General features: G+C 68.5%; 19 protein-coding genes and 2 pseudogenes. 15 read left to right on the forward strand and 6 right to left on the reverse strand.

Features of this window, described 5'->3' with window-relative positions:
* Positions 1–227 precede the first annotated feature (227 nt).
* The gene (locus ACFVXC_RS18345; protein WP_389906444.1) at positions 228–1760 is read left to right on the forward strand and encodes a GMC family oxidoreductase; all 1533 of its coding nucleotides are present in this window, start codon (positions 228–230) and stop codon (positions 1758–1760) included.
* Positions 1761–2137: 377 nt separating this feature from the next.
* Here ACFVXC_RS18345 and ACFVXC_RS18350 read toward each other — a convergent pair whose 3' ends face one another.
* Complete coding sequence (locus ACFVXC_RS18350) at positions 2138–3607, reverse strand: DUF6056 family protein (RefSeq protein WP_389906479.1); 1470 nt, start codon at positions 3605–3607, stop codon at positions 2138–2140.
* A gap of 193 nt (positions 3608–3800) precedes the next feature.
* On the opposite strand from ACFVXC_RS18350, the gene ACFVXC_RS18355 reads away from it, so the two are divergent.
* A complete protein-coding gene (locus tag ACFVXC_RS18355) occupies positions 3801–5285 on the forward strand; it encodes a glycosyltransferase (RefSeq protein WP_389906445.1) in 1485 nt (494 codons plus the stop codon).
* A 292-nt stretch (positions 5286–5577) separates the two neighbouring features.
* Positions 5578–7554, forward strand: coding sequence for a PIG-L family deacetylase (locus ACFVXC_RS18360; RefSeq protein WP_389906446.1), 1977 nt, complete (start codon positions 5578–5580; stop codon positions 7552–7554).
* Between the two features lie 28 nt (positions 7555–7582).
* On the opposite strand, the gene ACFVXC_RS18365 is transcribed toward ACFVXC_RS18360, so the two are convergent.
* Together ACFVXC_RS18365 and ACFVXC_RS18370 are read right to left on the reverse strand one after the other, a co-directional pair.
* Positions 7583–9058 (reverse strand): ATP-binding protein, encoded by a 1476-nt coding sequence (locus ACFVXC_RS18365; protein WP_389906447.1) that lies wholly within the window; start codon positions 9056–9058, stop codon positions 7583–7585.
* Position 9059: 1 nt separating this feature from the next.
* The gene (locus tag ACFVXC_RS18370) at positions 9060–9737 is read right to left on the reverse strand and encodes a response regulator transcription factor (protein WP_389906480.1); all 678 of its coding nucleotides are present in this window, start codon (positions 9735–9737) and stop codon (positions 9060–9062) included.
* A gap of 245 nt (positions 9738–9982) precedes the next feature.
* On the opposite strand from ACFVXC_RS18370, the gene ACFVXC_RS18375 reads away from it, so the two are divergent.
* Positions 9983–10612 carry a hypothetical protein gene (locus ACFVXC_RS18375; RefSeq protein ID WP_389906448.1) on the forward strand — a complete coding sequence of 210 codons (630 nt, stop codon included), beginning with the start codon at positions 9983–9985 and terminating at the stop codon, positions 10610–10612.
* A gap of 198 nt (positions 10613–10810) precedes the next feature.
* Here ACFVXC_RS18375 and ACFVXC_RS18380 read toward each other — a convergent pair whose 3' ends face one another.
* Positions 10811–11479 (reverse strand): hypothetical protein, encoded by a 669-nt coding sequence (locus tag ACFVXC_RS18380; protein ID WP_389906449.1) that lies wholly within the window; start codon positions 11477–11479, stop codon positions 10811–10813.
* A gap of 330 nt (positions 11480–11809) precedes the next feature.
* Between ACFVXC_RS18380 and ACFVXC_RS18385 the strand changes: the two genes are divergently transcribed.
* From ACFVXC_RS18385 to ACFVXC_RS18400, 4 genes and pseudogenes are all read left to right on the forward strand, one after another.
* The gene (locus ACFVXC_RS18385; protein WP_389906450.1) at positions 11810–13564 is read left to right on the forward strand and encodes a phosphatidylglycerol lysyltransferase domain-containing protein; all 1755 of its coding nucleotides are present in this window, start codon (positions 11810–11812) and stop codon (positions 13562–13564) included.
* A gap of 62 nt (positions 13565–13626) precedes the next feature.
* Positions 13627–14309: pseudogene (locus ACFVXC_RS18390) on the forward strand (DedA family protein).
* Positions 14310–14317: 8 nt separating this feature from the next.
* A complete protein-coding gene (locus ACFVXC_RS18395; protein WP_389906481.1) occupies positions 14318–14920 on the forward strand; it encodes a phosphatase PAP2 family protein in 603 nt (200 codons plus the stop codon).
* Between the two features lie 88 nt (positions 14921–15008).
* On the forward strand, positions 15009–15134 hold the full coding sequence (locus ACFVXC_RS18400) for a hypothetical protein (protein ID WP_389906451.1): 126 nt from the start codon (positions 15009–15011) through the stop codon (positions 15132–15134).
* Between the two features lie 89 nt (positions 15135–15223).
* Here the strand turns inward: ACFVXC_RS18400 and ACFVXC_RS18405 are convergent, their stop codons facing one another.
* Entirely contained in the window at positions 15224–16474 is a 1251-nt protein-coding gene (locus tag ACFVXC_RS18405; protein WP_389906452.1) for an FAD-dependent monooxygenase, read from the reverse strand.
* Between the two features lie 78 nt (positions 16475–16552).
* On the opposite strand from ACFVXC_RS18405, the gene ACFVXC_RS18410 reads away from it, so the two are divergent.
* The 3 genes and pseudogenes from ACFVXC_RS18410 to folP all read left to right on the forward strand — a co-directional run bounded on the left by ACFVXC_RS18410 (position 16553) and on the right by folP (position 19062).
* Positions 16553–17170, forward strand: coding sequence for a TetR/AcrR family transcriptional regulator C-terminal domain-containing protein (locus tag ACFVXC_RS18410; RefSeq protein WP_389906482.1), 618 nt, complete (start codon positions 16553–16555; stop codon positions 17168–17170).
* 305 nt (positions 17171–17475) lie between these two features.
* Positions 17476–17805: pseudogene (locus ACFVXC_RS18415) on the forward strand (transposase); the annotation flags it as partial.
* A 381-nt stretch (positions 17806–18186) separates the two neighbouring features.
* Entirely contained in the window at positions 18187–19062 is an 876-nt protein-coding gene (gene folP / locus ACFVXC_RS18420) for a dihydropteroate synthase (RefSeq protein WP_389906453.1), read from the forward strand.
* Between the two features lie 51 nt (positions 19063–19113).
* On the opposite strand, the gene ACFVXC_RS18425 is transcribed toward folP, so the two are convergent.
* Complete coding sequence (locus ACFVXC_RS18425) at positions 19114–20043, reverse strand: arylamine N-acetyltransferase (RefSeq protein ID WP_389906454.1); 930 nt, start codon at positions 20041–20043, stop codon at positions 19114–19116.
* A gap of 143 nt (positions 20044–20186) precedes the next feature.
* On the opposite strand from ACFVXC_RS18425, the gene ACFVXC_RS18430 reads away from it, so the two are divergent.
* From ACFVXC_RS18430 to ACFVXC_RS18445, 4 genes are all read left to right on the forward strand, one after another.
* Positions 20187–20834 (forward strand): cyclodeaminase/cyclohydrolase family protein, encoded by a 648-nt coding sequence (locus ACFVXC_RS18430; RefSeq protein ID WP_389906455.1) that lies wholly within the window; start codon positions 20187–20189, stop codon positions 20832–20834.
* Positions 20835–21247: 413 nt separating this feature from the next.
* Positions 21248–21931, forward strand: a complete 684-nt coding sequence (locus tag ACFVXC_RS18435) for a poly-gamma-glutamate hydrolase family protein (protein ID WP_389906456.1) — start codon at positions 21248–21250, stop codon at positions 21929–21931.
* Between the two features lie 482 nt (positions 21932–22413).
* Positions 22414–23715: a DUF4158 domain-containing protein gene (locus ACFVXC_RS18440; protein ID WP_389906457.1), complete on the forward strand. Its 1302-nt coding sequence runs from the start codon at positions 22414–22416 to the stop codon at positions 23713–23715.
* Complete coding sequence (locus ACFVXC_RS18445) at positions 23670–24821, forward strand: RimK family alpha-L-glutamate ligase (protein WP_389906458.1); 1152 nt, start codon at positions 23670–23672, stop codon at positions 24819–24821. Before ACFVXC_RS18440 ends, ACFVXC_RS18445 begins: the two co-directional genes overlap by 46 nt.
* Positions 24822–24880: the final 59 nt, after the last annotated feature.

The following is a 24880-nucleotide window of genomic DNA, read 5'->3' on the forward strand; positions in this document are numbered from 1 at the left end:
GTTAGGGACAGCAAGAGGTCGTCTAGGCCCAAGAAGCGGCTTTGATCACCTGTTTCGTAGCGTGCCAGCCCCAGATACCGCGCCTGGCCGGCGGTGTTTCGGACCATCACCGTGGCGGAAGCAAAAAGCGCGTAAACGTCTCCCCGCCGTGCGACCGGGATGCTTCGATACCTGATGGCGGCTAGGCGAAGCCGTGCAGGAGTGACGACGCTCCGAAGGAGGACCACGTGCCGGAATTCGATTTCGTCATCGTGGGAGCGGGGACGGCCGGCTGTGTGCTGGCGGCGAGGCTGTCGCAGGACGTGGACACTCATGTCCTGCTGATCGAGGCGGGTGGCTCGGAGGTGCTGCCCGCGCAGTCCTCGCCCCCCGCATGGCCGACCCTGTTCCAGACCCCCGCGAACTGGGGAGACTTCACCGTCGAGCAGTCGGCCACCGGCACATCCACACGACTGCCGCGAGGGCGCGGGCTCGGCGGATCCTCGGCGATCAACGGCATGGTCTTCGCCCGAGGCCACCACTCCGGCTACGACCAGTGGCCCAGCCAGGGCGCCAAGGGCTGGGGCTTTGACGATCTGCTGCCGTACTTCCGGCGCAGCGAGAACGCGGTGGGCCGCGATCCGGCACTGCGCGGGATCGACGGCCCCCTCACTGTGAGTCCCGCCGACCCGCCGCATCCGGTCATCGAAGCGTGCCTGGAAGCGGCCGCCGAGACGGGGTACGCCAGGGCCGCCGACATCAGCGGAGGCCTGGAGGAGGGCTTCGGACTGACGGACCTCAACATCGTCGACGGCAGGAGGCAGAGCGCCGCCGACGCCTATCTCGCGCCAGCCCTGGAGCGGCCCAACCTGACCGTCGTGACCAACGCCCTGGTGCAGCGGCTGCGCATCAGCGGCGGGCGCTGTGTCGGCGTGGAGTACCGCACCGGCACCGACGAAGTCACCCTCGCCCGCGCGGGCGAAGTCGTTCTGACTGCCGGTGCCATCGGCTCCGCGCAGCTGCTGCTCCTGTCGGGGATCGGCCCGCACGCCCATCTGGCCGACGTGGACGTCGAGACCGTCCTCGACCTGCCGGGCGTCGGCGCCGAGCTCCACGACCATCCCATCATCAGCCTCATGTCGAGCGCGGCCCGCCCGCTGCCGCCACGGCGCAACAACCACGGCGAAGCCCTCGGTCTCATACGCAGCGGCCCCGCCGTCGAAGAGCCGGACCTCCAGGTCGTCTTCGTCGACTGCCCCTCCCATCAGACCTCGGCCAAGGACCCGGAGGACGGCTACACCATCGCTGTCTCCGCGATCCGCCCGTACAGCCGCGGCACGCTGCGCCTGGCAAGCGACGATCCCGGTGCGGCGCCCGTGCTCGATCCGGGTTACTGCACCGACGAGCGTGACCTGGCAGCGGTCGTCGCCGGTGTGCGGCTCGTCCGGGAGATCGGCAGGGCCCCGGCGCTCGCGCCGTGGCGTGGTCGGGAGGTGGTTCCCGGGCCGGACGTGGACGACGACGATGCCCTGCGCGCGTTTGTACTCCGGACCCTCGCCTCGTACTGCCATCCGGTGGGCACCTGCCGGATGGGGGCCGATCCCCTCTCTGTCACCGGGCCCGATCTGCGGGTCCATGGCATCGATGGACTGAGGGTCGCCGACGCCTCGGTGTTCCCGTCCATCCCGTCGGCGAACACGGTCGCCACGGTGTACGCCGTGGCCGAACGAGCCGCGGACCTGCTGCGCGGCACCGACTCCAGCATCAGCACCCTGAGCTGAGCCCTTCCCCGCGGGCTGACGCTGAGCGGCTCGCGGCAAGACCGCATCCTCAACGAAGCAGTCCAAAGTGCCGACCAGAACCGGCTGATGCGGCTCTTCGGCATCACGGAGAAGACCGCCATGCACTACGTCACCACCGCTCACCCTGAGCTTGACTCTGTCGGGGACCTTGGGTTTTCCCGGTGCGGCAGCATGATCAGCAGAAGTCGCCGGCACCGCCCCTCACCTGCTGGACGAGCTGGACGAGCTGGTCGACGAGGACTGGGGACGCCGCTACGGCCGACCGGTCCGCCTGGGCAAGAACGACCTCTTGTGATTCTCATGCGCCCGGCGTGGCCGGTTCGGTGAGCCGAGAGAGGGGCAGGCCAAGCGCTGAGTCAGGGCAACTTGGCGGCTTGAGTGATGCGTTGTACGTGGTAGTAACGGGCGATGCACTCGGCTGGCCACTTCGCGTGGCCGTGGTGGCGGAAGGGCTCGGTCATGTGGCTGAGGGGGAGCCGTTTGTACGACAGGACCTGTACGCCGGCCGCGGCTTGACTACGCATCGAGCGGTTCTGGCGATCCCAGTCCTGGGCACGCGTGGTCATGTCGGACGCGAGGCCCGCGAGCGATGCGGCAAGGGCGATACAGACGGCCGCGTTCAGCAGGGCCCCGGTGGCCAGGACCGGCGTTGTCCGCTGGGCCCGACTTCCCCATGCGCGGCCGGCGAGGGCGCCGACGTAGACGAGGAGCAGGATGTAGAGCAGGAGGTAGTCGTTCCACAGACGGGTCGATGACACCACTGCCTTCCCGAAGACCGGGTAGGTGATGACCGTGCATACATAGCCGGAGACGAGCAGGGCACAGACGCCGGCCACGGCCGCCAGGGACTGGGTTCTTCCGGGCCGGATGCGGCCCGATGCACCACTCGCGGTCACCAGACCCAGGACGAGACCCACCACGATGGCGCCCGCGTAGGGCCAGGTCGTGAGCAGTGTGGCGATGATCTCGCCGAACCCGCGCAAGGATCCGATGAGTGAGTCGGGGGTGAGCATCGTCGATGCGTGCTTGCGTTCCCGTCTGCGCATCGCGCCGGGGGAGGTGTAAAGGATCAGGATGCCCATCACGGTGCTCGCGATTCCGGCCGCGCAGCAGACCCGGAGAAAGCGGCGGCGTGCCGCCGGGAAGGCCCGGCTGCTGATCAGCAGCGCGAACGCCAAGACGGTCGCGGTGACCACGCTGGTCTCTTCCGAAAGGAGGCCCAGGCACGCTCCCGTGAGGACGACGGTGAGCAGCGCGAGGGCCTTGCCTCGCCGTGAGGTCGCCCGCAGCACGGGGACGGCCGCCGCGCAGGCGAACACCGGGGGCAGAGTGTGGGAGACGGAGGCGGCCGGCCAGTAGAACGTCTTGTAGGTGTTGGGCGAGCCGAAGAGGAACAAGGCCGTCACCATGGACGCCACCAGCAGCCCGACGCCCCGCGGGGCCCGGAGTCGGCCGACGTGCAGAGCGGCGGCGATGAAAGCCCATAGGAGTGCGATCACGAGCACGCCACTGATCGGCGCGAACCATTGCTGACCCGGTTCGCCGAAGCGCGCGTACGCCCACACCAACACGGCGTTGACGATCCGTCCGTTGTCATGGAAGTAGAATTTCTCCGCCATGGCGGGCAGCCCGCCGTCGCGAACCACCGGGAGGAAGCACCAGTCGTCCCCGCCGGGGCGCACCCACCGGGCGTTCCATGCCGCGAAGGCGAACACGGCGAGCGGCAGGAGCGAGAGCAGTCCCAGCGGCGCGGATGTCCGCCACCATGGCCTTCGCGGTTCCGGCACCACACCGCCGCGCTGGTCCCGAGCGGCCTTCTTAGGCATGTGCAGCACAGGCTGCTCCCTTCCCACGGGCGCCAAGCAGGAATAGCTCTCGGCGTGAAGGTAATGGTGTCGCTTCCTATGAGCGTACATAGGCGGTGTCGTTCCGCCCCGGCTTCTTACCGTCATCTTGATTTGATGCGTCATGGTGGGGGTGTAGTCGTAAAGACCGCACCCATACCTGCTGAGGTGGCGCATGGAAGAGTGTCAGATCTCCGTCGTTGTGCCCTGTTTCAACGAGGAAGAGGTGATCAACACATTTCACGGGACGCTGATGCACGTCCTGGGCGCGACGAAGCGGTCTTTCGAGATCTGTTACGTCGACGACGGAAGCCGTGATGCCACCCGCGCTCAGCTGCGAGCCTTCGCCGCCGCGGACGAGCGTGTGCGCTATACGTCCTTCAGCCGGAATTTCGGCAAGGAGGCGGCCATGCTCGCGGGGCTGCGCATGTCACGCGGTGACGTGGTGGCCCTCATGGATGCCGATCTTCAGCACCCTCCAGGACTCCTCCACCGCATGCTGGAACTGCGGCAGCGGGGATACGACCAGGTCGTCGCCCGACGAGACCGCTCCGGTGAGGGCCTGCTGCGCAGAAAGGTCAGTTCGGCGTACTACCAGGCCATGGGGCACTGCATGGACGTGGATGTCGTCGATGGGGAGGGGGACTTCAGGCTGTTGTCGCGCCGCGCGGTGGACGCGGTTCTCGCCCTGCCGGAGGCCAACCGGTTCTCCAAGGGGATCTTCTCCTGGATCGGTTTCGACACCGTCAGTTTCACCTATCGCAACGTCAACCGCGTCGCGGGTCGGTCGAAATGGGGAGGACGGCGCCTGCTCAACTACGGGATCGACGGGCTCATTTCCTTCAACAGCCGCCCGCTGCGCCTGGTCATCTACGCAGGACTCGCCCTGGCGTTCGCGGCCTTCGCGTACGCGCTGTGGATCGCCGTGGACGTCATCGTCCATGGCGTGGACATGCCCGGGTTCGCCACGCTGTTGATCGCCGTCGTGGCCCTGGGAGGAATCCAGCTCGCCACGCTCGGTGTCATCGGTGAATACGTCGGCCGCATCTACAGCGAGACGAAACGCCGCCCGCCCTACGTCGTGCGCGAGACCGAAGAGAACGTGCTGGAAGTCGATCGCGTCCCCTCATCAGGAATCAGTCCTCCGCTCACGGTGGACACGATCGTGCGGCCCGTTGCGCGGGTTCAGGAGCCCGGTGGCCTGCGCTTCTTTCGGCAGTTTGTCACCTTCGGGTTGATCGGAATCGTCAACACCGCTGTGTACATGGCCGTGTACGTGTCCCTCAACAGCCGGATCCCGTACTTGATCGCTCACGTCGTCGGATTTGCGGTCAGTATCGTCGGTTCCTTCCTTCTCAATACCTACATCACCTGCCGCACGAAGCCGACTTGGCAGGCGTTCATCCGCTTCCCCCTGTCGAGCCTCGTCAACCTGGTATTCAGCGGCGCGCTCCTCTTCATCGGCGTGCACGCCTTGGGAACCGGGAAGGACATCACGGCCCTGGTCGCGGGCGTACTCGCCACGCCTCTCTCGTTCCTGATCGCCCGTTGGGCCATCAATTCTGGCACCGCGCAACCCCTGCAGCAGCGTGACAACGTGGTATCGGTACAGGACAGTTCCGCGGATCATCCGAGATATGAAGCGCGGCAGCATTTGTAGGCCCTCAGGGGGCTGGAAAGAAGCAGGTGAGTTCCCGGTAAGAGAATTCACACCTTCCGAATTCTGATCCGGTGGCGTCCCAAGCTGTACGGAATCGATGCGCGGGCCCGACCGGCTCCGTGCCGGCAGGTAAGGGCGTGGGGGCATGGCGGGAGACGGGGCGAAGCAGAGCTCTGCGTATGAGGTGACGCGTCGACGGGTACTGGCAGGAGGCTTCGCGACTCTCGCCTCCGCCACAGTCGTTGGATGTACGAGCGGCCGCTCCGGTCCTCCACCGGCTCCGGTGCGCGCCGTGAACCCGCGCGCGACCGGAACCTTCGCCGCTGCGGGGAAGAGCCTGCTGCTTCAGGTCGTCGCGCACCCCGATGACGACCTCTTCTTCATGAACCCCCAGTGCCACCAACTGCTGCGCTCTGGGCTGCCGGTGGTGACCGTCGTGGTCACGGCGGGGGATGCCTCGGGCCGCAACCGCGTGCCCCACGAACTCGCACCGATGATCTCCAACAGACCCGGCTACTCCGGTGCCCGGCAGCAAGGCATGCGACAGGCCTACGCCGAGATGCTGGGCCTCGGCCGCTTCACCGGCTGGGAGCGCTCGGCCCTGTCCCTGCCGCACGGAGTCAGCGCCGAGACCGACCTGCTGGTGGCGGGCCATCTCCAGGCGCGGCTGATCTTTCTCAACATCGCCATGCGGAGCGAGGGTGGAATGCGGTTGCCCGAACTGTGGAACCTTCCGCGCGCAGTCATGCACACCCTGCCGGTGACCGATTCCACGGTGTCCCAGGCGTACACCTACGACCATCAGACGCTGGTCGACGTCCTTGCCTGGCTGATGAACCGTTTTGGGCCCACCGTCATCCACACCTTGGACCCCGACCCCGACTACCAGGTGCACGACGCGGCCCACCCGAAGGGCAACGACCAGCCACATTTCTCCGATCACCGGGACCACACCCCCACGGCGCTGTTCACGTGGAAGGCGATGTCCCAGTGGGTGGCCGACTCCGACCGGCGCCAGGGGCACGCTCCGCGCTTCACCGCCGTGGCCTATCGCGGTTACTACAACCAACGCTGGCCGCACAACCTGCCACTCGCCGTCCTCGATCAGAAGGCCCGCTACATCACCGCGTACGGGGGCAGCCCACAGTGGGAGTGCAACGACCGGGCCGGCTGCGGCGATTACAGCCAGGGCGGAAACCACGCCCTCACCAGCCGCAAGGGATGGGCACGAAGCACTCACCTCCGCTACCCGGGTTCGTCGCCCGTGCCCACCACCGATCGCTTCGGCCGGATCGTCGCCTACGGAGTGCTCGGCACCCAAGCGGTCCGGTGGCGCGAGACAGCCGCGCGCAGCGGACGTTTCGGCGCCCCGGGCAATCTGGGCGGGGGACCGCTCGCCCCGGCTCTGTCCGTGGTGACCGATGCCGCTGCCCGGCACCTCGTCTTCGGCCTTCGGTTCTCCGCGCTGGATGGCGAGGGCCGCGCCGACACACGGGAGATCGTCGTTCTGGAACAACGCCGCGCGGGCGGGCCTTTCGGGTCGTGGCGTCGGCTCGGCACTCCCGACGTCGGCGCCGAGCGCGGGCGCCGGGTCGGCTGCCCGGTGGCGGTGGCCACGCCCGACCGTCGTGTTCACCTCTTCGCCCGCACCGCAGGGCAGGGCCTCGCCGCGCGCACACGCGAAGCCTCCGGCCGGTGGGGGCCCTGGCGTCAGTTGGGCGGACAACAGGTCCAGGACGGACTGACCGTCATTCTCGACAAGGCGGGACGGGTCCACGTCTACGCCGCAGGACACGACACGGTGCGCCACTGGGCTCAGAGCCGCCCGGGCGGACCGGTCACCCTCCGCCCGCCGACCGGGCTGCGGGCTCCGGACGGTCCGCCGGCCGCCGTCCTCGCATCGGGCGGACACATCCCGCTGATCTACCGCGCACCGGGAGAGGCCGTGCCCTATGTGTACGACAACGAGGCAGGTGAAGTCGGCACCCCTCTGCGGCTCTTCACCGGATACGGTGCCATCACCGCCCAGGTGGCAGCGGGCCCTACGGGGCGGGCCATGCCGGTGCTGCTCGGGATGGCCGACACCGGCCACGCCGAGATCCAGTACGGGACTTCGGGTGACACCACTCCTCTCCTCGCACCGGGCCGCCCGGTCACGGTGGGTTCGCCGTCCCTCATGGCCCGGGGCGGGCATCCCCTGGCGGTCGTGGGCATGTCGCCTGACGGCACGCCATGGATCTGGCGGCCACAGATCGCCCCGCGGGCGTGAGAGCGCCGCAGTGGAGGGGCGCGATCCGTCACCGGGGGGAGGGCGCCCCGCTGACTGTGAAACCGATGACCGCTCCGCCGTCCTCCCTCGGTGCGGCGAACGGCACTCCGCCGTGTGCCGCCGCGACCTCCCGGACGATCGAGAGGCCGAGTCCCGATCCGGGGCTGCTGCGGGCGGCCGGTGCGCGGTAGAAGCGGTCGAAGACGCGGTCCGTGTCGGCGGGGTCGAGGCCGGGGCCGCGGTCAAGGACTTCGAGGCGGACGAGGCCGGTCGGCGCACCCGTGACGGCGATCTCGATGGGGTCGGTGCCGTCGGTGTCGAACTTGGCGGCGTTCTCCACCAGGTTGGTCAGGGCCCGCTGGAGTTGGGCCGGGCGGCCGGGAATCGTCGTACTGCCTTCGGCGCGGACGATGATCGTGCGGCCGGTGCGGCGGCGGGCCACAGTGGCGACATCCTCGGCGGTCTCGGTGAGGTCCACCTCGACGACCGGTTCGTCGTCCTGATTGCCCGCCGCGAGGTTCACCAACTCGTTGACCAGGTCGGTCAGTTCGCGTGATTCGTCGGTGAGGTCGGCCACCAGTTCGGCGCGGGACTCGGACGGGAGTTCGTCGATGCGGCGCAGCAGGGAGATGTTCGTCCGCAGTGAGGTCAGTGGCGTGCGCAGTTCGTGGCCCGCGTCCTGGACGAGGCGGCGCTGGTCGTCCTTGGAGCGGGCGAGCCGGCCGAGCATCCGGTCGAAGGAGCGGCCCAGGCTGCCCACTTCGTCGCCGCCGGTGACCGATACGGCGACATCGAGCCGGCCGGTCGACGCCACGTCCTCCGCGTTCTTCGCGAGGCGGACGAGGCGTGAGGTGACGCGACGGGCGAGCCACCAGCCGAACAGACCCGCCGCGAGCACCACCGCCGCAGCGAACAGCAGGGTGCGCCTCTGCAGTTCCTTGAGGAGGTCCTCGGTGTCGCTGAATTCCTGCGCGACCCGGACCGCGCCCCGGCCGTCGCCGAGCGCTACGGTGGACACTCGATAGTCCTCGCCGGCGACCCGCACGTCGTGGTCCTCGTGTTGCGTGCCGGGCGCGTCCGCGTCGGCGATCCGGCGGGCTTTGGCATCGACCGGGAGCGGCGGGCTGCCCCTGTCGATGGGCGTGCCGCCGGGGCCGAGGATCTGGACGTCGGTGCCGACGCGGCGGGTCAAATCGTCGCGTGGGCCGTCGTGGTCCGGGTCCGAGGACGCGAAGTCGCCGGGCGTGAGGGTCTGTTGGCGGACCTGCGAGCGCAGATCGTGCACCACCTCGTCGAACACGGCCTCCTGGTCGACACGGACGAGCCGGGCGGCCGAATGATAGGAGAGGACGCCGATCAGCGCCGTGACGCCGACCGCGACGAGGGCGAAGGCTATGGCAAGTGTCGTGCGCAGGCTGCGGGCCCGCCACCGGGTCCGGCGCCCGCTGTACGGTACGAAGGCCGTGTTCTCGCCGCTCTTCCCGTTCACGCCGGCGCGCCGCATCTCACGCCCGCCGCAGGACGTACCCCACGCCGCGGACGGTGTGGATGAGGGGCGGTCCTTCGGGTTCGTCGACCTTGCGCCGCAGGTAGCCGACGTAGACGGCGAGGTTCTTGGAGCCGGGGCCGAAGTCGTAGCCCCAGATGCGGTCGTAGATGGTGGCGTGGTCGAGGACGATGCCGGTGTTGCGGGCGAGGAGTTCCAGGAGGTCGAACTCGGTGCGGGTGAGGTCGAGTTCGCGGGGGCCGCGCCAGGCGCGGCGGGCGGCGGGGTCGATGCGCAGGTCGGCGGCGGTGATGCGGTGGTCGACCGGTTCGTCGGGCGGTGGGGCGGTGCGGCGCAGCAGGGCGCGCAGCCGGGCGAAGACCTCCTCGACGTCGAAGGGCTTCGCGACGTAGTCGTCCGCGCCGGCGTCGAGTCCCGCGATGCGGTCGGGTGTCTCGACTAGGGCGGTCAGCATGAGGATCGGCGTGCGGTCGCCCTCGGCGCGCAGGACGCGGCAGACCTGGAGGCCGTCGATGCCGGGCATCATCACGTCCAGGACGAGGATGTCGGGGCGGGCACGGTGCGCCGCGGCCAGGGCCTCGACGCCGTCGGCGACCGCGGTGACGGTGTACCCCTCCAGGGTCAGGGCGCGCTCCAGGGCGTGCCGGATCGCCCGGTCGTCCTCGGCGAGCAGCACCGCGGGCGCGGGCGCCGCGGACGACGGGGCGGCTGGGGAAACGGCTCGTTGCGACACACGCCCCAGTCTGCCCCCGCGGCGTGCCCGGATCGACCGCTCGGCCGCCGTCCGGGCGGCTTCTTACCCGCCTCTCACCGGCGGGCGACTGCTCCCTTACCCACGGCACGCACGCTGTCACCGATATCGAGGGATGTCGGGAACGGTCCGGGCCCGCACCGTGTGCCCGCCGAGGAAGGCCTTCGCACATGAAGATCGCGTTCCTGCTGCACAACGCGTACGCCATACGCGCTGCGGTGCGCACCACGCTCGACCTCGCCGCCGCGCTCGTCGAGCACGGCGGCCACGAGGTGGAGATCGTCTCGTTCTCCCGGCACCGGGCCAACCCCCGCTTCGCGGTCGACCCGCGGATCACCCTCGTACCGCTGGTGGACACCCGGGCGGACAGTGCGGACGCGCCGCTCGGGCCCGGCGAGATCATCACGGACGGCGTCGACGGACGGCTCGTCCCGGTCGGTGACGCGCACGCGCTCGCCACGGCGATGCTCGACCTGATCGGGGACGAGGCGGGCCGCAAGGAGATGAGCGCGGCCGCCCTCAAGTCCGCACACCGCTACGACCCCGAGCCGTCGTGGCCCGCTACGACACCCTCTTCGAGGACCTACGGGCCTCCCGGCGCGCTCGCGCCTGGCAGCGGTTCACCGCGCGCACGGTTAACTGGCTTCGCAGGAAGGCCCGTTGGGCGCGTGGCGTGTTCCCGGATCGGCGTGCGGAGCCGGTCGGGCCCTCGTGCGGACACCACCCCAGGGCGGACGCGGGCCCACTCGTCCTCAGGGGGCCACGCGGCCCCGGCTCCCGTAGGGCGACTCGGGCCGTGACCGAACCGCTCGCTCCATCAGGGCCGTTGCTCCCCCGCGCACCTGGTGGACGCGAGCTCCAGCGGGGCGGCTGGTGGGCCGACTTTGTCGGTGGCGGCCCACCAACCGCCCCGCACCACGCTGAACGTGACCCGCAGAGCAGCCTCGGCCCTCTCGGCCGGTGTTTCAGCGGGTGCCTCGCACCCTCCGGGGGAGCTGTCACTGTGTGGCCGATCGCGTGACGTGGCGCGGTGTTGGGGACGGCGTGGTGTCCTGGGGGAACGTCAGCTGCCCGCCCAGCCGCTCCATCGCGGGGCCGATCTCCCGCCGCCAGGTCGTGAAGTGGTGGCTGCCGCGCGGCAGGATGATGCGCGCCGAGGTCATCGGCGGCCGTATGGCCTTGAGGAACCGCACGGTTGGGCCGTAGTCGGGCTCACCCTGCCGAGAACTCGCCACCAGGACGGACACCCGTGGGATCGGTAGATGCCGCAGCCGCCACACCAGATCGTGCCCCCGCTGTCGGTGCGGTTCGCGCGGCCCGGCGCTGACGAGGCTGCCCGTCGTCAGATCGTCGGTCACCTTGTAGTCGGCCGACAGAGCGGCCGCGGACGTGTACACCGCCGGGTGACGTGTGCGCCTCCCGATGATCCGCACCGACTGGACGCTGCCGACCTTCGCGAATGGCCCCACGGGCAGGCCGTGCACCTGGTCCGGGCTCTGTGGTCCGGCTGGCTGGACGGGGCCTTCGCGTGCCGCGTACACACGGGGGCCGCCGCCGGCGTCCGTGACCCGTGCGGGCGCTGTGGATACTCGGCCGAGCAGTTCGTCCCAGAAACCGTAGAAGTCGAAGTGCGTGCTCCCCGCGACTCCGCACTCCGCACTCCGCACTCCGTCAGGATCGCCAACCGCGTCGCCAAGGTGACACCGAGCCTGCCGAGCACGGCCATGGGACGGCGAGGGGCGAGCCGCGGCCACGCCCACACCGTGAGCCCCACACACGACCGAGCGACCAGCGCCGTCGTGTACTCCAGGCCCCGGCTTGTCAGCCCCATACGTCCTCCACCTGTCGTTGAGGAGGCGGTCGACTGCGCTTCCACGGCAGCCTCCACCGGGGAAAGCCTCCGGCGGAGCGGTCGGGTTTGTCGCGCCGCGCATTCTTACCCTTCTCCTCACCTGCCCTTACCTCTTTGGTGACCGGCACGGCTACGGTCAGTGACCGTGAAGCCTCGCCCAGCCGCCATCGCCGGTCACACCTGTCTGCTCATCGGGCTCCTCGACATCGCGACGGCCGTCTCCCCGCAGGTACGCGCCAGTCGGATCGAACGCATGGCGCCGTACGTTCCCGGCCTGTCGGAGGACGTGACGGGTGCCGCGGCCCTTGTCGCGGGCGTCCTCCTCGTCCTACTTGCACGCGGTCTGCGGCGCCGTAAACGGCGTGCGTGGGAGGCAGCCGTCGCCCTGCTCGCCGTGAGCGCGCTGGTGCAGAGCCTGAGGCATCACGCGTTCGTCGCGGCCGCCGTGTCGGCTCTGCTGTGCGCCGGACTCGTGTGGCTGCGGGGCGAGTTCCACGCACTGAGCGACCCTCGTGGCCGGACCCGGGCCCTGGGGAACCTGCTGCTGCTCGGCACGGTCAGCGTCGGCCTCGGGCTGCTGATCGTCGGGGTGCGCGCCGAACACGAGGCTGGCCGAGGCATCTCCTTCACCGACCGGTTCCAGCAGGTCGCAAGCGGCCTCGTGGGTATGGAGGGACCGCTGGCGTACGACGGCGAGGGCGTCGGTGACGCCGTGCAAGCCTCGCTGCTCGCCCTGGGGCTGCTCACCGCGTCCACCACGGTCTACCTGGCGCTACGACCCGTCCGGCTTGCACCGGCGGACGGCGGTGCGCGACTGCGGGCCCTCCTGGTGCGCGAGGGGCGGCGCGATTCACTCGGCTACTTCGCGCTCCGCGCCGACAAGGCCGTCCTGTTCTCGGCCACGGGAAAGGCCGCCGTCGCCTACCGCGTCGTCTCCGGCGTCGCGCTCGTCGGCGGTGACCCGGTCGGTGATCCGGAGGCCTGGCCGGGCGCCATCAAAGAGTTCCTCGAACAGTGCGCACGACATGCTTGGACGCCCGCCGTCATGGGCTGCAGCGAACTCGGCGCGCAGATCTGGATGCGTGAAGGCGGCCTGAAAGTACTGGAGTTGGGAGACGAGGCGATCGTCGACTGCGCAGACTTCAGCCTCGCGGGCCGCACCATGCGCAACGTACGCCAAATGGTCAACCGCATCGAGCGCAGCGGCTACTCATGCCAGGTACGACGGATGCGCGAACTGACCGACGAAGAGAAGCTGCAGCTGCGCCAGGCCGCGGCGACCTGGCGGGGCAGCGCCACCGAACGGGGATTCTCCATGGCACTCGGCCGATTCGGCGACCCGGCCGACGGCGACTGCGTCGTGGTCACAGCCCACCAGCGAGTTGCCGACGGCACCCGCCACGTCCGGGCGCTACTGCACTTCGTGCCCTGGGGCGAGGACGGCCTGTCCCTCGACCTGATGCGCCGCGACCGCACCGCCGAACCCGGTCTGAACGAACTCCTCATCGTCGCCGCACTGCGCGCCGCCCCCGGCCTCGGCATCGGCCGCATCTCACTCAACTTCGCCGTCTTCCGGGCGGCGTTGGCAGGTGGCGAGCGCATCGGCGCGGGCCCGGTGCTGCGCGGGTGGCGAGGGCTGCTCGTCTTTCTGTCCCGGTGGTTCCAGATCGAGTCTCTTTACCGCTTCAACGCCAAGTTCCGCCCGCAGTGGCAACCTCGCTTCGTCGTCTACCCGACGGCCCGCGACCTGCCGCGCATCAGCTGGGCCTGCCTGCAGGCCGAGGCTTTCGTGGTACTGCCCCACCCGGCCGACCGGCTGCGCCAATGGGCAGGGAACCACTCCACAGCGGCGCAGCGTGAGCCGGCGACGAGTGCCGTCGGCGCGGGAACGAATGCGTAGAGACCTGACGGAGTCACCAGTTTGTCAGTACCCCGCCACCAGCCTGGGCGAAGGATCCACCGATGACCACACCTCTTGTCTTGTCTCTATCGTCACTACCGTCTCTGTCGTCGCAGCTCGCCGTGAACGTGCTGGACGCCTCCTCGCTTCTGACCGCGTTCGGGGTGCTTGGCGTCGGCGTGGTGCTGTTCGCCGAGACCGGGCTGCTGATCGGATTCTTCCTGCCCGGTGACTCCTTGTTGTTCACAGCGGGACTGCTGTGCGCCGGGGGCGGTTCGAGCCATGGGGTTCATCTCTCCCTGGGGCCGCTGTTGGTCGTCGCCGCCGTGGGTGCGCTCGCGGGCGCGCAGTGCGGGTATCTGCTGGGGCGCAGGGCGGGCGGTGCGCTGCTCGCGCGCAGCCGCTCGGCGCGCCTGTCGGAAGGTGCGAAGCGAGCCGAGGAACTCCTTGAGCGGTACGGGCAAGCGAAGGCGATCGTGTTGGCGCGGTTCGTGCCGGTGGTGCGTACGGTGCTGAACCCGCTGGCCGGGGCGTTGAACGTGCCCGCGCGCACCTTCATCGTCTGGCAGGCTGTGGGCGTCTGGGCCTGACCCTCGCCGGGTACGGTCTTGGCTCCTCGATCCCGAACGTGGACCGCTATCTGCTGCCGCTGGTCGCGGTGATCGTCGCGGTGTCACTGATCCCGCTCGTCGCCGAGCTGCTGCGCTCGCGTCGGGGCACAGGCGCGAAGGGGGACCGCGGATGACTTCCCCTGTGCCCCTTGCTCTCGATGGGTCCGGCATCGACGGCTCCGTCTACCGGGACGTGACCAACCTCGCCGCGCATGCGCCCGGTTGGCTCGACAGCGTGGTGTCTGCCTGGTCGGCGTACGGACTGGCGGCATTCGCCGTGCTGATGGTCGTGGTCTGGTGGCGGGCGCGCCGGGCGAGCGCTTCGGCCGCGCTCGCGGCGCTCGCGGTGCCTGTGGTGGTGGTCGTGGCGTACGCCGTGAACGACGTGGTGAAGATGCTCGTACGCGAGGACCGTCCGTGCCAGAGCCTGAGGGTGGCGACCCTGGAGGCGTGCCCGGCGCCCGGCGACTGGTCCTTCCCCAGCAACCATGCGGCGATCGCCGCCGCGGCGGCCGTGGCGATGATGTTCGTCTCGCGGCGCCTCGGTGCGGTCGCGGTCGGGGCGGCGTGCGCGATGGCGGCTTCGCGGGTCTGGGTCGGGGCGCACTATCCGCACGATGCGGTGGCGGGTCTCGTGGTGGGCGCCGTGGTCGGTGTGCTGCTGATGCACGTTATGCGCCGGTGGCCCGAGCCGCTGGTCCGACGCCTCACCGCGACACGGCTGCGTCCACTGCTGGTGGGGTGAGGCATGGATCGCATCGGAGAGCGGCGCAGGAACGCCGCCGATCTGTCGTGGAGCGCGCGCGGGGCTCGGCGCCTGGGCGGCGTCCGGGATGCTGGCCATCGCCGTCATCGCCGTCATCACCCACGGCAACCACCCGCTGCTCGGGGACGGGCCGGCGAGGTCCTGGTCACTGAACCACCGGCCGGCCGACGAGGTGCCGTGGCGCAGGGGCTGAGCTTGTCCTACCGTTTTGGCTCGGGTCCACCGATCCTACGAATGACCGGCGTGGGCCCGAGCCAAAACGGTAGGACAAGCTGAGGGTTTCTACGCGGCGCTGCTCGGTGCCGGATTGGCGGGGAGCTGCCAGTCGCCGCCGCGGTCTTCCCTGGAAAAGCGTGCGGTGAGTTCCGGGACGCGGAGGAAGCAGGCAAGTGCGGTGGTGGCCTGGAAGACGTCGATCGCGCGCTGAGTCATCGGCATGCCCAAGCGCAGCAGGCGCGGGTTGACTTCGCCCTGGATCTCGTCGACGAAGGGTCGCAGGGTTCTGTCGTAGTTCGCCAGGGCGGTCGGCAGGTCGCCGGGGTGGCGGTTGATCTCGCCGGCCAGGACGTGGGCGCCGACCAGGCCGCCGGAAATGCCCATGCCGCTGTAGGGGGAGGCACAGTGCGCGGCGTCGCCGGCCAGGACCACGCGGCCCTTGGACCAGGTGTCGGTACGCACCTGGGCGATCTCCTGGGAGTAGAAGAACGGGCTGGTCCTCATGCCCTCAATGAAGCGCTCGGTCTGCCAGCCGGCGTCGCGGAACCGGTCGGCCCAGAATGACTGCTGGCGTTCGACGGGCGCGCGGTGGATCGCGGAGGCTTCCTTGGATTCGTCCCGCATTACGAAGTACACCTGGGTCTCAGTCGGGTTGTGGCTGCGGCGCATGACCTGGCGGCCTTTCGGGATCATGTAGGTGTCCCGGATGTTGCTGTCGGAGGCGATGCGCGGGACGAACCAGTAGGCCATGTGCATGCCGACGCGCCAGTACGGGTCGAAGCCCTGCGGCAGGAGCGCCCGCCGGATGCGTGATCCCTGCCCGTCCGCGCCGATCAGAAGGTCGAATTCTCCGGATGAGCCGTCGGAGAGGTGCGCGATGACCTTGTGCTCGTCCTGCTCGAAGCCGTCCACGCTCCTGCCGAAGACGTACTCGGTGTCGTTCTTCGTCGCGTCGTGGAGGATGCGCGCCAGGTCGCCGCGCATGATCTCGTACTCGGAGGTGAGGGTCTGCCGGCCCTTTCCGGATGTATTGGCCATGATCGTCGCCTTGGCTTTGCCATGGGCGTCTACGAAGGCGACACCCGCCTCGTCCACGAGCGCGTCGCGAACGGCGTCGAGGAGGCCCATCCGGTTGACGGCCTCGATGCCCTGCCCCCGCAGGTCGACCTGAGCGCCGGTGGCCCGCAGTGCGGGGAAGCGTTCAGCGACGGTCACCCGATGCCCGCCCCGGGTGAGCCAGAACGCCAGGGCCTGCCCTGCGACCCCGCCGCCGGCGACGAGGACCCGCAAGGATTGTGTTCCCGATCGCGTGGTCATGGTCCCACTCCAGAATCTATCAGTGAATGATTCCTTTGCAGGTTCATCTATCAGCGATAGATTGTCAACGTGACCAAGATGAACCGCGAGACCGTCATCACGGAGGCGCTCGGCCTGCTCGACGAAGTCGGACTGGACGCCGTCAGCACGAGGCAGCTGGCGAAGCGCCTGGGCGTCGAGCAGCCGTCGCTCTACTGGTACTTCCGCACCAAGAAAGACCTCCTGGCCGCCATGGCGGAAGCGGCGATGGCGCCCCACGCGGCGCAACCGCTACCGACGCCCGGCGACGACTGGCGTGACTGGCTCCGGGAGAACACGCGCAGCTTCAGGCACACCCTGCTGATGCGCCGGGATGGCGCACGCCTCCACGCCGGCACCACACCCACCAGCGACCTCGACCGGATCCGCCGCAAGATGGACTTCCTCATCACCTCCGGTGTGCCCGAGCGTGACGCCCAGATGGCGATGCTGGCTGCTGGCCGCTTCACGGTCGGCAGCGTCCTGGAGGAACAGGCGGAACCGAGCCCCGGCACCATCGCACTACCGGCGGATGTGCCGGCGATCGATCATGAGTCCGCATTCGAGGCGGGCCTGGCCCTCATCCTGGACGGCCTGGAGCAACGCACCGCACAGGGGCGCAGGGCCTCCCTGTCGGCAAACGATCATTTGACGACAGGGAGTCGACGCGTCCAATGAACCCGTGCAATCCGAGGGTTCACGGCGGGGTTCACGGCGGTTCGAAAATCAGATCCGATAGTGATTGCTGAGCTTGTCCTACTGTTCTGACGCGTGCCCACGCCGGTCATTCGTAGGATCGGTGAACCCGAGGGCTCCGGGTATGGCAGTGAGCTTGTCGCCGCTGGATGGCTGAAAGAACTTGGCCGCCCGGAGTCCGTGACGGCCCCAACCGCTCATTGGGATACGTGACTTGATCGCTGTGTAGGACAGCGCCGGTGAGGCCGTCCGCGGGACCGCAGAACGAACAGCGGACGGAGGCGGACATGTTCAAGATCTGGGCCGGGGTCGACATCGGCAAAGAACCTCACCACTGCGTGGCACTCGACGCCCGTGGGGAACAGCGACTGTCGCGCCGCGTCGGCAACGACGAGCCCGAGCTGCTGGAACTCATCCGCGATGTGCTCGCCGCCAACCCGGGCGAGGTGCTGTGGGCAGTGGACACCAACCACGGCAGCGCCGCTCTGCTCATCGGGCTCCTGCTCGCCCATGAACAGCCGATGGTCTACCTCACCGGCCTGACCGTCCACCGCGCCGCGGCCGGCTACCGCGGTCAGTGCAAAACCGACGCCAAGGACGCCCACGTCATCGCTGACGGCTGCTTCCCATTGCTGCTGGTGGTGTCGTCGGTCCGGACCGGGGTCAGAGCCGGCGCGGCCTTGGCCTTCTTCTTAGCCATGGTCCATCCTCTTCCCGCTGTCGGCAGATGGATCAAGCTATCGGCTCTGCGGCACAGACGGAGGCGGATCGCCCAATTCCACCCTCGCACATAGATCCCTTCACAAACGGTCCTGCCCCGTTCTGAGAACTGGGTTGTGACATGCGTACCCCGAGGCGGTCAGGCGACGAGGAAGAGAAACAACTACTGACCCGGTGAGCACACCTCTGCTCGGCTTCGGCGGCGCACTGCCGGGTCGCTGATGAGGTCATTCTCTGAATGGATGATGCTTTGGGCAGGCGCCAGCCACAATTCCTCCATGAGCGCGTATGAGAACCCTCTGCCTGGCCTGCCCGATTGGGATCGCTGCGGGGTTATGGGCGTCGTCAACGTCACCCCGGACTCGTTTTCGGACGGAGGGCTCTGGCTGGATTCCGATCGGGCTTTAGCGCATGGTTTGGAGTTGGTTGCACAGGGCGCGGATGTGGTAGACGTCGGCGGCGAATCGACACGTCCGGGCGCTGTGCGGATTACCTGCGAGGAGGAACTGCGTCGGGTGATTCCGGTCGTCCAGGGCCTGGCCGAAGGCGGTGTGTTAATCAGCGTGGACACCATGCGTGCTGACGTAGCAGAGGCTGCGGTGAATGTGGGTGCACGCATCATCAACGACGTCAGCGGGGGGCGCGCAGACTCTCGAATGGTGAGCGTAGCTGCTGGAACGGGTGTCCCCTTCGTTGTGATGCACTGGCGGGGGCAGTCCGTTCGCATGGATGAACTGGCCGGCTACGGGGACGTCGTGGGTGAGGTCATCGAGGAAGTCGAGCGTGAAATGGACGCTGTGGTGTCGGGCGGGGTGGACCCGAGCCAGGTGATCGTCGATCCGGGACTGGGTTTTGCCAAGACTCGCGAAGACGACTGGGCCCTGCTGGCGAGAATCGACGCCTGGGCCCGGCTCGGCCGTCCGGTACTGGTCGGTGCTTCCCGCAAGCGATTCCTGGGCACGCTGCTGGCTGACCCGGCCACCGATGAACCCCGGCCGGTGCGTGCCCGCGACGCTGCCACGGCAGCTGCATCGGCTCTGGCAGCCGCCCAGGGCGCGTGGGCCGTCCGGGTCCACGAAGTCACTGCCACGGCCGACGCGGTTCGAGTCGAGGCCGCGCTGCGCAAGGTACGTGATCGAACGAGGGATCGCTGATGCCGCGCACCCGGCGGGGAAGGCCGGGCGCCGGAAGGCCGTCTGGCTGCGTCAGCGGGCCTTGTCGCGGTTGCTCAGCCATCTCGTGTGTTGTTCGCCGGTGATGTCCCACAAAGCGTGAAGGCCGCTGGTTCCAAGATCGTCCAGTGGTACGCCGAACACCTCGGCGAGTGTCTGGGCGAACTCCTCGATGCTGGTCAGCGTGCGCATGTGCGTGTCGCCCGTGTGGGTGGCACGTCGCACGGTGCGGGAGCGCAGAGCCTGCTTGTAGCCGTCCCTGTGCAGGTGGACCATCAGTTGTCCGCGCTGGCTGTTGGCTTGTGCGACGTAGTGCGAAGCCTGGCGGGCCGTAGTGCGGAAGTCGACGGAGGACAGCAGGGCTGCGGGGTGATGATGTGCTCGCCACGCCCCCTCATCCAACCGTTCCAGCGCGTACTCGAATTCGCCGCTCCGATAGCGGCCCTCGCGTAAAGGAAGCGGATCGAGGAACGGGTCGGCCAGGCCGACGTCCGTCAGCCAGGTTTCGTCCTGACTCCGTACGAGCAGCGCGTTGTGTCCTCCCCATCGCCCGTCGCCGTAGGTCTCGCGGTCCGCTGCTCCGTCGACGAGAATCGCCTCGAATCCGATGCCGCGCAGCAGCAGGGCGAAGGCGGCGTTGGTCTCGAAGCACTGGCCGCCGCGGCGCCGGTGTCCGAACTTGCCAATGAGATCGTCGGCTTCCAGGGTGATGGGCCGGCCGAGTTGGGTGTCGATGTTCTCGTAAGGAACCTGGCGCTGCCATGCCCGGTACAGCCCGCGCAGGGCGGAAGCGTCGGGCCGGAGCGGCCGGGCGCATCCGATGCGTTTCAGGAGCGCGCTGATGTCCGGTGTCGTCATGAGTTGTATGAATACCCAGGTATGTAGATGGATATTACGTATAGTGTGCCCGCCGTTGAGCTCATAGTTGCCAGCGCCGGAACCGGCCACCTGCGCCCTGTTCACCCGGCTCCTTTAGGCCATGTTGCTTGCGGGGGGACACTGAAGGCCAGAAAAGCTCACCGTGTGAACGGGAATGAAGCACGCCCGCCCGGGGCCGTTCTGTGCGCTTACTCGAGACATACCCGTCCTTCCCGAGGGAGACTTGCGTGCGAGACGAAACCGTTGGCGGATGGCTCGACGATCTGGCTTCCGCGTCGTTCCCGCCCGGAGCCGGGGCGGCCGCGGCGATGAATACCGCGGTAGGCGCCGCCCTGATCTCCATGGTCTGCAACCTCAGCATCGGCCACCCGAAATGTGCGGCACACGAATCCGACCTGCTCGCCGCACGGGCGGCCGCTGAGGAACTACGGAGCACCGCCCTCGGCCTGTCCGCAGACGACGCGGCCGCCTTCGGCACCGTACTCGCCGCACACCGCTTGCCCAGAACCACCGCCACGAGCACACGAGCACACGCCGTGGCCGTCCAGGAGGCGTTGACGGCCGCGACCGAAGTACCGCTGCGCACCGCGCGCACCGCGGCCGAAGTGGTTTGCCTCGCCCGCAGGCTCATCGCGGTAGCCAAGGCGGATGTGGTCCCCGACCTCGCCGTGGCCGCGTCCTCCGCCCGTGCGGCCCTGGACATCGCGGCAGTGATCGCGGAAGCCAATCTGTCGGGCATTGCTGACACCGAACACCGCTCGGCCGCCCGGGTCCAGCTTGCCCGTTCCCTCAAAGCTGTCACCGAATCCGAAGCGATCACCGCCGAGATCCGCGCACGGTATAGCCGGCGGGAACCACCGGTGACTCCCGAATAGCGCGGCGTCGGAAGGATCTCCGCAATCACCGAGCCGGATCGATGCCACGGCCTGGCCCATCAATCACCCGGGCAGGGATGCTGACCGTCAGCTTCGTAGCCCTTCCATGGTTGATCACGCTGTCGAGGCACCGGGGAGTTCCTCGCCGGTCCGCAGGTGCGGGTCGGCCGGCCCTGGACAGCAGGGGCGGTGTCCTACGCCTACCGTCCCGAACGGCTTCTACGGCCACCGGCGGTGAATCGAACAGCCCGATGTGAAAATGAGAACTGCAAGCACTTCCATCGCCAGGCTCGAGCTGCGTCAAACCCGTCGGCACCGTCCGTTTGGATCAACCCGCTGGAACCACTCGCGATGAAAATTCTGTCTGCGCCACGTGTGGATCCCTTGGCCATCACCACGTAAGGACCAGTCCCTTGGCCGACACCTATGCCAGCTACGCCGAACTCGCCGCACATAACACCCGCGGCAGGGACTACCTCATCTCGTCGAGAGTCGTCAATGGAGCCCGAGGAGCGAATATCGCCATCCACGGCGGCGCGATCGAGTACCCCACCACACAGCTTGCCGATTACTGCGCCGCTGCGCTCAAGACCTCTTTCTACTCGCTCCAGGGCCTCAAGAGCAGCGGCAATTCCGCGCTACACATCACCAGCAACCGCTTCGACGAGCCGAGTGCCCTTCAGGTCCTGCGGACCGCCGAGTGGACGGTGTCCTGGCATGGCACCAGCGACAGCACTGCGACCACCTACCTTGGCGGCCTGGACACCGAACTCGGGACCGCCATCAAAGATGGCCTGGCCGCCGCAGGCTTCGCCATCTCACCGCCCCCGCAGGAGATCGACGGCAAAGACCCGCGCAACATCGCCAACCGCAACCTCCGCGGCCAGGGCGTGCAACTTGAACTGGGTCGCGGCCTGCGCGAGAGTTTCCAGCTCGGCGCTGCCCTGACGGTGGCACCCATCGACGACGCCTCCCGGCCCAGCGATGTGTTCTACACCTATGTTTCAGCGGTGACGGCGGCCATCGCCGAAACGTGGCCACAGAGCCGAACCGGCAGCTGCTTCCGTTTCAACAGCTCGGCCACTGCAACCGGATAGCTCCACTGCTGCCAGACCGTCCGTTGCGTCCCGCTGTCGCAGATTGTGAGGCGGACCGCCGCGCGGCAAACCACTCTTGCTCCGAGCAGCCCAGTTCACCACCCGCAATGGCCGAAAAGAGGCTCTCTTGCCGCGCGAGGGGGGAAGTCCCTCGCCGGAAAAGCAGCGCGCATCAGAGCGAGCACGTCGACGAGTCGGCCCTCCTGGTTCGTCAGGCATGCCGTCTGGTCGCCGCTCTTCCACTCTGATCGGACTTCTTCGAGTTGCTGAGGCGAGATCGATGCACCGGCCGACGAGGTGGTGACGGCCCTATACGAAGTGCGGGTGCGGCGCCCAGGGGCGACCTGTACCACCAGGGGTGCCGGTAGGAACCATGTCACCAGCCGCAAACAGCGGTGATCTTGCGAGAGCGTCACCCGTGTAGGTGAGTCTGGGGCCGTACTGCTGCGGTGGGTGAAGCTCTGCGAGGACGATCGTCGATCGTGGCCCGTACTCCGCTGGACCTGGATGAACTCGTCGAGCACTGGACGCTGCTGAAGGACGAGCAGGCGCTCGTGTCCGGCAAGCGTGGTGCGATACGACTGGACTTCGCCGTGCTGTTGAAGTTCTATACGCAGTACGAACGGTTTTCCCGGAGCCGGGCAGAGCTGCCGGGCGACGCAGTGGAGTTCGTTGCCCGGCAGGTGCAGGTTCTCGCCTCGGAGCTGGATTCCTACGACTGGATGGGCCGCACGGCCGAGTATCACCGCCCGCAGATCCGGGAGCACCTCGGCTTCCATGAGCGCAGCGTCGCGGACGCGGGGAAGCTGACGGCGTATCTGGTCGAGCACGTCGCACACAAGGAGCGCAGGTCCGAGCAGGTACGGGTGGAACTGCTGACGCGCTGCCGCACGGAGAGCGTCGAGCCGCCCACGCCGGGCCGGTGTGATCGGATCGTGGCGGCTGCCCTGCGGGCGGCCGAGGAGTCGCTGACGGCCCTGATCTCCTCCCGGCTGACCGTGGAGAGCATCGAGCGGATCGTGGTTCTGGCGGCCGGCGCCGACCAGGACGACCCCGCGGGTGGCGGCACTGAGGGTGAGGAAGCGCCGGGCAACGTGAACCTGGAGACCATGCTCACCGAGATCGACAAGCTCCTGGCAGTGCGGGCGATCGGCCTGCCTCGGGATCTGTTCATCGACGTCGCACCGAAGGTCGTGGCCGACTGGCGGGCGCGAGCCGCGGTGGAGTCGCCTTCCCACCTGCTGACATATCCGGTGGCGCTGCGGGTGACCTTGCTGGCCGCGCTGTTGCACGAGCGGGAGCGGGAGATCACCGACACGCTGGTGGAGCTTCTGATCTCCACGGTGCACCGGATCGGTGCGCGGGCGGCGAGGAAGGGCACCGAGCAGCTAATCAACGCGTTCAAGAAGGTGTCGGGCAAGAAGAACATCCTCTTCAAGCTCGCCGAGGAGTCGCTCGGCGCCCCGGAGGGGACGGTCCGTCAGGTCGTGTTCCCGGCGGTGTCCGGGGACGAGGCGACGCTGCGGGAGCTGGTGCACGAGTTCAAGACCCGGGGGCCGGTTTACCGGCGCACGGTGCAGACGACGCTGAAGGCGTCGTACACCAACCACTACCGGCGCTCGCAAGGGCGCGCGCCTCGACCTCGCTGCGGCAACCATTACAGGACCCCAGGCCCTTGCCGACCAGACCGAGCGAGTAACCGTGGCGGAGGCATGAACTCAGGCTGGACCGCAGAATCATGTTCAACCAGCTCAGGAAGTCGGCCCAGCGGGCGACCTGGTTGAACATGAAGAAGCTCTCCGACCACCGCAGGTGGGTCGATGGGCTCGGCGACACCGGCGCGTGGCTGGACAGCCCGGCGGCGGACGCGGGCGTGTCCCAAGGCCCCGCGGTGCCTGATCTCGCATGGTTAAGCGGGCGGTTCTTCGTCCTTTTCGAAGGGAAATGCGCAATGTCGGATAATGGCTGTGGTACCGAGCCCGTCTGGCTGGTGATCGGACCCGGGCTCGACCAGAACCGGGTGTCCGAGGAGTTGGCGGATGCCTTCCGTGCCCGGTTCGGGCAGGCGTGCCAGGTGGTGCGCACCCAGGACCTGTTCCTGGGGATCAGCGCAGGGCGGCTGTGCCTGTTCGACGGTGAGGGGCGGGAACTTGCCGCGCCGCGGGTGGCCTACGCGCGACTGTCGACGCCGGCGCTGTCCACCGACCGGGAGATCACACTGCTCCGGCACCTTGAGGCCATGGGCACCGTCCTGGTGAACCCGATCTCCTCGGTGCTCAGCTGCGTCAACAAGTTCTGGCATCTGCAGAACCTGGCCGCCGCCGGAATCCCGGTCCCCGACACCCGCACCCATCTGGACGCTCCGTTGGAGTGGCTGGTCGCGGGCGGCATGGCCGAGCCGTGCGTGGTCAAGTCCGTGCGCGGCGACCGCGGCAGGCAGGTCTTCCTAGCCACCGACGCCGCCATGCTCCAGGGCGTCCTCGGCAGTCTGCGCAGCGAAGTCCCCTATCTTCTGCAAGATTACATCGCCTCCTCCCATGGCCGGTCCCTGCGGGTGGTCGTCGTCGACGGGAGGGTCGTGGAGGTGCAGGCGCGTCAGGCCACCGACGGCCGCATGGTCTCGAACTTGGCCCAGGGCGGAGAGTTCACCGTCTGCCCTGGCCAGTACCCTCGCGGCGAGGATCTTGCGATCAGGGCAGCGCAGGTCCTGGGCCTGTGCGTGGCCGGCGTCGACCTGTTGTTCCTGCCTGACGGCGGCGAGTTCCTGGTCTGCGAAGTCAACGCCAACGTCAGCTGGGGGGCCAACCTCACTGCGGTCACACCCGCCATCGTCACCGCCTGCAGCGACCGCCTGAAGACGGAGGCAGTCACACAAACCCCTCTGGTCTGACATCCCTGCCGGGGACGCCCGCCCGTGCAGGCACGACTCCGGCCGACCGCGGGGCCGGT

Origin of the sequence: Streptomyces sp. NPDC058257, from assembly GCF_042881845.1 — a bacterium.
Taxonomy (GTDB): Bacteria; Actinomycetota; Actinomycetes; order Streptomycetales; family Streptomycetaceae; genus Streptomyces.

Bases quoted from the DNA above. Each gene is read 5' to 3' on its own strand.
- ACFVXC_RS18445 (WP_389906458.1), top strand. From the start codon at position 23,670: ATGTTCAACCAGCTCAGGAAGTCGGCCCAGCGGGCGACCTGGTTGAAC.
- ACFVXC_RS18350 (WP_389906479.1), bottom strand. From the start codon at position 3,607: ATGCCTAAGAAGGCCGCTCGGGACCAGCGCGGCGGTGTGGTGCCGGAA.
- ACFVXC_RS18410 (WP_389906482.1), top strand. From the start codon at position 16,553: ATGAACCGCGAGACCGTCATCACGGAGGCGCTCGGCCTGCTCGACGAA.
- ACFVXC_RS18355 (WP_389906445.1), top strand. From the start codon at position 3,801: ATGGAAGAGTGTCAGATCTCCGTCGTTGTGCCCTGTTTCAACGAGGAA.
- ACFVXC_RS18400 (WP_389906451.1), top strand. From the start codon at position 15,009: ATGCTGGCCATCGCCGTCATCGCCGTCATCACCCACGGCAACCACCCG.
- ACFVXC_RS18405 (WP_389906452.1), bottom strand. From the start codon at position 16,474: ATGACCACGCGATCGGGAACACAATCCTTGCGGGTCCTCGTCGCCGGC.
- folP (WP_389906453.1), top strand. From the start codon at position 18,187: ATGAGCGCGTATGAGAACCCTCTGCCTGGCCTGCCCGATTGGGATCGC.
- ACFVXC_RS18365 (WP_389906447.1), bottom strand. From the start codon at position 9,058: ATGCGGCGCGCCGGCGTGAACGGGAAGAGCGGCGAGAACACGGCCTTC.
- ACFVXC_RS18375 (WP_389906448.1), top strand. From the start codon at position 9,983: ATGAAGATCGCGTTCCTGCTGCACAACGCGTACGCCATACGCGCTGCG.